Annotated in this window: 8 protein-coding genes; all 8 read right to left on the bottom strand. The window is 71.7% G+C overall.

Features of this window, described 5'->3' with window-relative positions:
- On the bottom strand, window positions 1–775 hold a 775-nt coding region (locus V7Q31_RS05710; protein ID WP_333832721.1), incomplete at its 3' end, for a S1 RNA-binding domain-containing protein.
- A 103-nt stretch (window positions 776–878) separates the two neighbouring features.
- On the bottom strand, window positions 879–1,532 hold the full coding sequence (gene cmk / locus V7Q31_RS05705) for a (d)CMP kinase (protein ID WP_333832720.1): 654 nt from the start codon (window positions 1,530–1,532) through the stop codon (window positions 879–881).
- Window positions 1,529–2,899, bottom strand: coding sequence for a 3-phosphoshikimate 1-carboxyvinyltransferase (gene aroA / locus V7Q31_RS05700; protein WP_333832719.1), 1,371 nt, complete (start codon window positions 2,897–2,899; stop codon window positions 1,529–1,531). Before aroA ends, cmk begins: the two co-directional genes overlap by 4 nt.
- Window positions 2,900–3,096: 197 nt before the next feature.
- Window positions 3,097–3,837 (bottom strand): tRNA (guanine(46)-N(7))-methyltransferase TrmB, encoded by a 741-nt coding sequence (gene trmB / locus V7Q31_RS05695; RefSeq protein WP_333832718.1) that lies wholly within the window; start codon window positions 3,835–3,837, stop codon window positions 3,097–3,099.
- A gap of 21 nt (window positions 3,838–3,858) precedes the next feature.
- The gene (gene metK / locus V7Q31_RS05690) at window positions 3,859–5,034 is read right to left on the bottom strand and encodes a methionine adenosyltransferase (protein WP_333832717.1); all 1,176 of its coding nucleotides are present in this window, start codon (window positions 5,032–5,034) and stop codon (window positions 3,859–3,861) included.
- 90 nt (window positions 5,035–5,124) lie between these two features.
- Window positions 5,125–5,523 carry a helix-turn-helix domain-containing protein gene (locus V7Q31_RS05685; RefSeq protein ID WP_333832716.1) on the bottom strand — a complete coding sequence of 133 codons (399 nt, stop codon included), beginning with the start codon at window positions 5,521–5,523 and terminating at the stop codon, window positions 5,125–5,127.
- A gap of 81 nt (window positions 5,524–5,604) precedes the next feature.
- Window positions 5,605–7,170 (bottom strand): apolipoprotein N-acyltransferase, encoded by a 1,566-nt coding sequence (lnt, locus tag V7Q31_RS05680; RefSeq protein ID WP_333832715.1) that lies wholly within the window; start codon window positions 7,168–7,170, stop codon window positions 5,605–5,607.
- Window positions 7,171–8,118, bottom strand: a complete 948-nt coding sequence (locus V7Q31_RS05675) for a hemolysin family protein (protein ID WP_333832714.1) — start codon at window positions 8,116–8,118, stop codon at window positions 7,171–7,173.
- Between the last annotated feature and the right edge of the window lie 23 nt (window positions 8,119–8,141).

Raw genomic sequence — 8,141 nt, 5'->3', positions numbered from 1 at the left:
TGCGCTGGGTGTCCTTGTTGACCTTGACCACCTGCACCTTGACCGTCTCGCCGATGGAGACGATCTCGGAGGGGTGGTTGACGCGGCGCCACGCCATGTCGGTCACGTGCAGCAGGCCGTCGACGCCGCCGAGATCCACGAAGGCGCCGTAATCGGTGATGTTCTTGACCACGCCGTCGATGATGTCGCCCTCGCCCAGCTTTCCGACGATCTCGGCGCGCTGCTCGGCCCGGGATTCCTCCAGAACGGCGCGGCGGGAGACGACGATGTTGCCGCGGCGGCGGTCCATCTTGAGGATTTGGAAGGGCTGCGGGATGCCCATCAGCGGGCCCACGTCGCGCACTGGGCGCACGTCGACCTGGGAGCCGGGCAGGAAGGCGACGGCGCCGCCGAGATCGACGGTGAAGCCGCCCTTGACGCGCCCGAAGATCGCGCCCTCGACGCGCTCCTGCTTGTCGTTGGCCTTCTCGAGCCGGTCCCAGGCTTCCTCGCGGCGAGCCTTCTCGCGCGAGAGCACAGCTTCGCCGCGGGCGTTCTCGACGCGGTCGAGATAGACTTCCACGGTGTCGCCGGGCTTGAGATCGGCGGCCTGGCCGGGGCGCGCGAATTCCTTGACGTCGACGCGGCCTTCCATCTTGTAGCCGATGTCGATGATCGCCTGACCGTTTTCGATCGCGAGCACCGTGCCCCTAACGACGGAGCCTTCTTCGGGGGCGTCGAGCGTGAAGCTCTCGTTGAGGAGGGCTTCGAATTCGTCCATTGCGGCCTTCGCCATGCGCATGTGTCTCCTAAGCTGTGACTGGCCTGCCGGTTGTCTCCGGCGGTCTTTCAGGGTTTCGCGCCGTCAGGGCTCGCGCGGATGCGAAAATGCGCGACGCTCAGACCGTGTTTTCCGGCCGAGCCTCGTGCAGTCTTTCGGCGATCAGCGCCGCAACCGCGGCGACGGCCTCGCCTATAGCCAAATCGGTGGTGTCCAGCAAGAGCGCGTCCTCGGCGGCGCGCATCGGGGCGTCGGCGCGACCGGCGTCGCGCGCGTCGCGCTTGCGCAGATCGGCGAGCGCCTGCGCGACCGGCTGCCCGAGTTCGGCGGCGCGGCGGGCGGCGCGGGTCTCTGGGGCGGCGGTGACATAGAGCTTCACCTGCGCGTCGGGGCAGACGACCGTGCCGATGTCGCGCCCGTCGAGCACGGCGCCGCCGGGCCGGCGGCTGAAGGCGCGCTGGAATTCCAGAAGCGCGGCGCGCACTTGCGGGTGTGCGGCGACCACCGAGGCCGCCTCGCCGACAGGCCCCGACCGCAGCGGCAGGCGGTCGAGATCGGCGGGGTCGAGCGCGCGGGCGCAGGCCTCGGCGCGGGCGGCGTCCGACGGGTCGGCCCCCGCCTCCAGCACAAGCGCGGCGACGGCGCGGTAGAGAGCGCCGGTGTCGAGATGGGCGAAGCCGAAGCGCTCGGCCACCGCCCGCCCGATCGTGCCCTTGCCGGCGGCGGCGGGGCCGTCGATGGCGACGGTGAAGCGCAACGCGTCTCCACTCATCGATTCGCGGGCGCTTCGAGCGTCGCGCCGAGCCCGCGCATCAGCGGCGCGAAGCCGGGGAAGCTGGTGGCGATTGGGCTGGCGTCGTCCACCGTCACCACCGCGCGGGCGGCGAGGCCGAGCACGAGGAAGCTCATCGCGATGCGGTGGTCGAGCCGGCTCGCCACTGTCGCCCCGCCGGGGACGCCGCCTGCGCCGAGGCCATGGACGGTCAGGCTGTCCCGCGTCTCGGCGACGCGCACGCCGCAGGCCTCCAGCCCGCGCGCCATCGCGTCGATGCGGTCGCATTCCTTGACGCGCAGCTCGTGCACGCCGGGCATGTGGGTGACGCCTTCGGCGAAGGCGGCGAGCGCGGCGAGGACGGGGTATTCGTCGATCATCGAGGCCGCGCGCTCGGGAGGGACTTCGACGCCGCGCAAATTTGGGGAGAAGCGCGCGCGCAGGTCGGCGACGGGCTCGCCGCCTTCGGTGCGCGGGTTCTCGAAGGTCAGGGCGGCGCCCATCTCGCGCAACGTCTCGTAGAAGCCCGCGCGGGTGGGGTTGAGCGAGACGCCCGGCGCGGTGACGTCGGAGCCTTCGACGATCAGCGCGGCGGCGATGGGGAAGGCCGCGGAGGAGGGGTCGCGCGGCACGGCGATGGAGACGGGGGCGAGGTCGGGCTGGCCGGTCAGACGGATGACCCGGGCGCCGCCGGGCTCGGCCTCGACCTCGACCTGCGCGCCGAAGCCCGCCAGCATGCGCTCGGTGTGATCGCGGGTGGGGGTCGGCTCGATGACGACGGTCCGGCCCGGCGCATTGAGCCCGGCGAGCAGGATCGCCGACTTGACCTGTGCGGAGGCGACCTCGAGGCGGTGCTCGACGGGGCCTGCGTCGCGCGCGCCGACGAGGGTGAGGGGGAGCCTACCGCCGCTGCGGCCATGCGCCTGCGCGCCGAAGCGGGCGAGCGGCTTCGTCACGCGCCCCATCGGGCGACTGCGCAGGCTCGCGTCGCCGGTGAAGGTCGCGCAGATCGGCGTCGTCGCCATCGCGCCCATGATCAGGCGCACGCCGGTGCCGGAATTGCCGCAGTCGATCACGTCGGAGGGCTCCGCGAAGCCGCCGACGCCCACGCCGCGCACCCGCCAGCGTCCCTCGCCCTCGCGCGTCACATCGGCCCCGAAGGCGCGCATCGCGGCGGCGGTGGCGAGCACGTCCTCGCCTTCCAGAAGCCCCGCGATACGGGTTTCGCCGACCGTCATCGCGCCGAGGATCAGCGCGCGATGGGAGACCGACTTGTCGCCGGGGATCGGCGCAGCGCCGCGCAGCGGCCCGGAGGCGCGGGCGCGGAGCGGCTGCGGCGCGGCGTCGGTCGGCGACTGGACGGTCATGCGGCGCTCCCTTGCGGTTCGCGCCGCCGTTTACGCCGCCCGCGTCCGCTTGTCGATGCGCCGCCCGAAACGGGGGCGCCCGTCCGCGCGGGTGGTGGCGAGCAGCAGCAGGCCGAACATGGCGAGGCGGATGAAACTGCGCATCATGCGTCTCCATCGCAGCGTCTGCGACATAAGGTAGCTCGAAACGCGATGTGTCAACGCCGGGCGAAGCGCAGATAGCTTGGCGCCCGGCCGTCGCGCAGCGCCTTGGCCTCGTAGCGGGTGCCGGGCCAGCCGGGCCAGGGCCGCCGCCAGTCGTCCGGGCGCTCGGCCAGCCAGAGGAATTCGGGGCGGGCGGCGATGCGCATCAGCGTGTGGCGGGCGTAGTCGTCGATGTCGGTGGCGACGCGGAATTCGCCGCCCGGCCGCAGCAGCCGCGCGATGGCGTCGAGATTGTCCGGATTGACGAAGCGGCGCTCCCAGTGGCGGCGTTTCGGCCATGGATCGGGGTAGAGCAGGCTGACGCGCGCCAGAGAGCCCTCGGGCAGCACGTCGAACAGGAAGCGCGCATCGCCCGCATGCAGCCGCACATTGGGGGCCGGCGCGCGGTCCAGCGCCGAGAGGCACATCGCCACGCCGTTCACGAAGGTCTCGCAGCCGATATGCGCGACATCGGGCTCGGCGCGGGCCTCGGCCAGCAGATGCTCGCCGCCGCCGAAGCCGATCTCGAGCCGAACCTCGCGGGCCTGCGGCGCCAGCGCGGCGAGGTCGAGCGGGCGGCGCTCGGGATTGGCCTCCCAGTCCACGCCGGGCAGCGCGAGAGTCGGCAGCAGCGTGTCGAGCAACTCCGCCTGCCGGGCGCGCAGGGTCTTGCCCCTGCGCCGCCCATAGAGGTTGCGCCAGGGCGCCCCATCGAGGCGCTGCGGCGCGCCCTCGCGGTCAGGAACGCGCGTCACCGCGAAGGCGCCGACCCTGTCTCAGACCGCCGCCTTGAGCGCCGCCGCCAGATCGGTCTTCTCCCAGGAGAAGCCGCCCTCGGCGTCGGGCTCGCGGCCGAAATGGCCGTAGGCCGCCGTGCGCTTGAAGATCGGGCGGTTGAGCCCGAGCCGTGTGCGGATGCCCCGCGGCGTGAGCGACACGGTCTCGCGGATCGCCTTCTCGATGGCCTCTTCAGCGACTTCGCCGGTGCCATGCGTGTCGACATAGATCGACAGCGGCTCGGCGACGCCGATCGCGTAGGAAAGCTGCAAGGTGCACATCCGCGCCAGCCCCGCCGCGACGACGTTCTTCGCGACATAGCGCGCCGCATAGGCCGCCGAGCGGTCCACCTTCGTCGGGTCCTTGCCCGAGAACGCGCCGCCGCCATGCGGGGCCGCGCCGCCATAGGTGTCGACGATGATCTTGCGGCCCGTCAGCCCGGCGTCTCCGTCCGGTCCGCCGATCACGAAGCGGCCCGTCGGGTTGACGTGCCAGGCGGTCTGCGCGTCGATCCAGCCTTCGGGCAAGGTCTTGACGATGTAGGGCTCGACGACCGCGCGCACGTCCGCCGAAGTCATGTTGGGGTCGAGATGCTGGGTCGAGAGCACGATGGTGTGGGCGCGCACGGGCTTGCCGCCCTGATACTCCACAGTGATCTGGCTTTTGGCGTCCGGCCCGAGCACCGGCTCGGCGCCAGAGCGGCGCGCCTCGGCGAGCACCCGAAGGATCTTGTGGGCGTAGAGGATCGGCGCGGGCATCAGCTCGGGCGTCTCGTCGGTTGCATAGCCGAACATGATGCCCTGATCGCCTGCGCCCTCGTCCTTGTTGTCCGCCGCGTCGACGCCCTGCGCGATGTCGGCGGACTGCTCGTGGATGTAGGTGTCGATCTTGCAGGTGCGGAAGTGGAAGCCCTTCTGCTGATAACCGATCTCGCGGATCGTCTCGCGCGCGACATGGGCGATCTCTTCGGGGGCCGGGGCGTTGGCGTCGGAGATCTTCACCTCGCCCATCAGGACCACGGTGTTCGTGGTCGCCGCCGTCTCGACTGCGACGCGCGCTTCGGGCTCGCGGCCGATGATGAGATCGACGACGGCGTCGGAGATCTGGTCGCAGACCTTGTCGGGATGGCCTTCGGACACCGACTCGGAGGTGAAGAGATAATTCTGGCGCGCCAAAGCGGACCCTCCCGGCAGATGCAGGGAGATCCCTGCGGCGCCCGTCTCCTAGGGCGCCGACGCCGCGCGCGTCAACGCAAAGGCTGCGCGTCAGGCGGTTGCTGCGCGCGCCAGGGTCTCGACCAGATCGACGATCTTGCGGCGCGTGGCGGCGTCGTCGATCCGCTGAAAGGCGAGGTTGAGCTGCAACCCCTCGGGCGATGCGACGAAGCTCATCGGATTGAGGACGCCCGCCGCCTCCTGCGCCGGATCGGTCGCGCCCTCCGCAAGGCCTTCGAAAAAGAAGCCGACGGGCACGCGGAGCGTCACCGCGATCCGGTGCAGGCGGCTGGCGCCGATGCGGTTCTGGCCCTTCTCGTATTTCTGGACCTGTTGGAAGGTCAGCCCCAGAGCGTCGCCGAGCGCCTCCTGGCTCATGCCGATCAGCATCCGGCGGTAGCGAAGGCGGGCGCCGACATGCAGGTCGACAGGATCGGGAAACTTGGACACCACTGCAACTCCTCTGAACATGGCGGAGGATGCGCGCGCTGCGGTTGTCTTGAAATAAATTTTATCAATAAATGTCGGAAATTAACGCATTCGGCAACTGAGACGTGGAACTGATGCCCGCCTGACGAGAACACCTGCGCAGACGATCCCGAATAGCGCGAGCCAGAGCGCGTCGCCGGTGCGCGCATAGAGGGTGGGGCGGGCCTCCGGCGGCGGCAGAGGCGAATCGAGGGCGCCGCGGCGGTCGAGGTCCAGCGAGGTCAGCACGCGGCCCCGCGCGTCGATCATCGCCGAGACCCCGGTGTTGGCGGCGCGCGCCACCGGCAGGCCGAGCTCGATCGCGCGCGCCCGCGCCTGGGCGAGGTGCTGCCACGGGCCCGCGCTGTCGCCGAACCAGCTGTCATTGGTGATCTGCAGCATCCAGCCCGCGCCGCGCGCGGCTTGTCGGACATGAAACGGAAAGATCGCCTCGTAGCAGATCAGCGGCGCGACGGGCGGCAGACCCGGCACGGCGAACGGGCCGTCCGCCTCGCCCGGCGCGAAGCCGCTCAGCCCGTCGCCGAGCGTGCCGATCCCAAGCGCGCCCAGCACCCAGGCGTAAGGCACGTATTCCCCGAACGGCGCGAGATGGCGCTTGTCGTAAGTCCAGAGCGGCGCGCCGGCGGCGTCGTAGGCGAGCAAGCTGTTGTAGAGCCGCCCGCCCTCGCGCCGCACCGATCCGACCGCCAGCGCCGCGCCGCCCGCGGCCTCCACGCTCCGCGCGACCGCGTCGGGGCTTTCGTCGAACAGGAAGGTCACGGCGACTTCGGGCCAGATGACGAGCGCGGGGCGCGCGCCGTCATGCGGCGCTTCGGTCAGCAGCAGCAGCCGCTCGAAGATCGGCAGGCGATTCTCCGGCGCCCATTTGTCGCGCTGACCGACATTGGGCTGCGCGAGGCGGATCACCGGCGCGTCCGCTGCGGGCGCGGGCGCGTCCGCCAGCCGCTGCGCTCCCCAGACCCATGCGCCGCCGACCAGTGCGAGCGTCCCGAGCGCCGGGCCGGGCGCGCGCAGCCGCGCCGTTCCCGCGAGCGCGGCGGCGGCGACCGTCGCCGCGGCGAGCGCCTGCGCCCCGATCAGCGCCGCAGCCTGCATCGCCGGCGTCTCGATCCAGGCGTAGGATTGCAGGCCCCAGGGAAATCCGGTCAGGACGATCCCGCGCGCCGTCTCGGCCAGCATGACCGCGCCGGCGAGGGCCATCGCGCCGCGCCAGTCCGCCTGCGCGCCGAGGCGGCGCGCCAGCCAGAAGGCGGCGGCCCAGAACGCGCCGAGCACGGCGGCCAGAGCCGCGATGGCGACAGGCATGACGGGCCCATACCACCAGACCTTGCCCGCCTCGACGAGGAACGCAGCGCCGATCCAGTGCAGCCCGCTCAGGAACTGCGCGAAGCCCGCGACCCAGCCGATCAGCGCGGCGCGCCGGGGCGACGGGCTCGATGCGACCAGCCCGAGCAGCGCCGGCCAGGCGAGAAACAGCGCCGGCCATATCCCGTATGGCGGTTGCGCGAGCGTCAGCGCCAGACCCGAGGCGGCCGCGAGCGCCGCCCGCCCGCGCACAGGCCAGTGCGCCGCGCGCGCGGCCAGCCATCCGACGGGCGAAGGCCCCATTCAGGCGGCGTCGGGCCGGGCGGCGGCGCCGGCGAGCGTCACCCGCAGGCGCTTGATGCGGCGGGGATCGGCGTCGATCACCTCGAATTCGTGGCCGTCGGGATGGGCGATCACCTCGCCGCGCTCGGGCACGCGGTTGGACAGCATGAACACGAGCCCGCCCAGCGTGTCCACATCCTCGGCGAGGTCTTCGGCGAGCAGGCTCACGCCGGTCTCCGCCTCGAACGCCTCGAGATCGGCGCGGGCGTTGCAGACATAGACGCCCGGCGCCTCGCGCCGCCAGGGCGCGGGATCTGCGTCGTCATGTTCGTCCTCAATGTCGCCGACGATCTGCTCGACGAGGTCCTCGATGGTCACGAGGCCGTCCACGCCGCCATATTCGTCGATCACCAGCGCCATGTGCTTGCGGCTGGTCTGCATCCGTTCGAGAAGCTTGGCGGTCGTCATTGAGGGGGGCACGTAGAGCAGCGGGCGCAGATGGCGCTCGATCGAGAAGCCCTCGCGCGCCTGATCGCCGTCGAAGCCGTAGGCGAAGGCGAGGTCCTTGAGGTGCAGGAACCCCACCGGGTCGTCGAGCGTCTCGCGGAAGACGGGTATGCGCGTCAGCGAGGCCTCTCGGAACATCTCGACGAGCTGGTCGAGCGTCGCGGTGTCGGGGGCGGCCACGATGTCCGCGCGCGGGATCATCACGTCCTCGACGCGTTGCTCGCGCATCGCGATGACGTTGAGCAGCATGGCGCGCTCGTCGAGCGCTGCGCGGCGGGCGAGATCGGCCAGCGCAGGCGGTCGCCCGGGCTCGGGCGGCGGCGGCTCGGACGGATCGGCTGCGGGACGCAAGCGGCGCAAGAGGCGCGCAAGCAGCGAACTCGGCGGCTCGTCCTCGCCGGCGTCGCCTTCTCCGAGGGGCCCCGCCGCCGTCTGGGCCGCGGGCGTCGCGTGTCCGTCCATCCGCTCCATCGCCGGCCTGTCGC

The organism is Rubrimonas sp. (genome assembly GCF_036788415.1).
GTDB lineage: Bacteria > Pseudomonadota > Alphaproteobacteria > Rhodobacterales > Rhodobacteraceae > Rubrimonas.
The sequence above is the reverse complement of the archived record's forward strand: the minus strand, read 5'-3'. Positions and strand labels throughout refer to the sequence as shown.

Bases quoted from the DNA above. Each gene is read 5' to 3' on its own strand.
- cmk (WP_333832720.1), bottom strand. From the start codon at position 1,532: ATGAGTGGAGACGCGTTGCGCTTCACCGTCGCCATCGACGGCCCCGCC.
- aroA (WP_333832719.1), bottom strand. From the start codon at position 2,899: ATGACCGTCCAGTCGCCGACCGACGCCGCGCCGCAGCCGCTCCGCGCC.
- lnt (WP_333832715.1), bottom strand. From the start codon at position 7,170: ATGGGGCCTTCGCCCGTCGGATGGCTGGCCGCGCGCGCGGCGCACTGG.
- V7Q31_RS05675 (WP_333832714.1), bottom strand. From the start codon at position 8,118: ATGGACGGACACGCGACGCCCGCGGCCCAGACGGCGGCGGGGCCCCTC.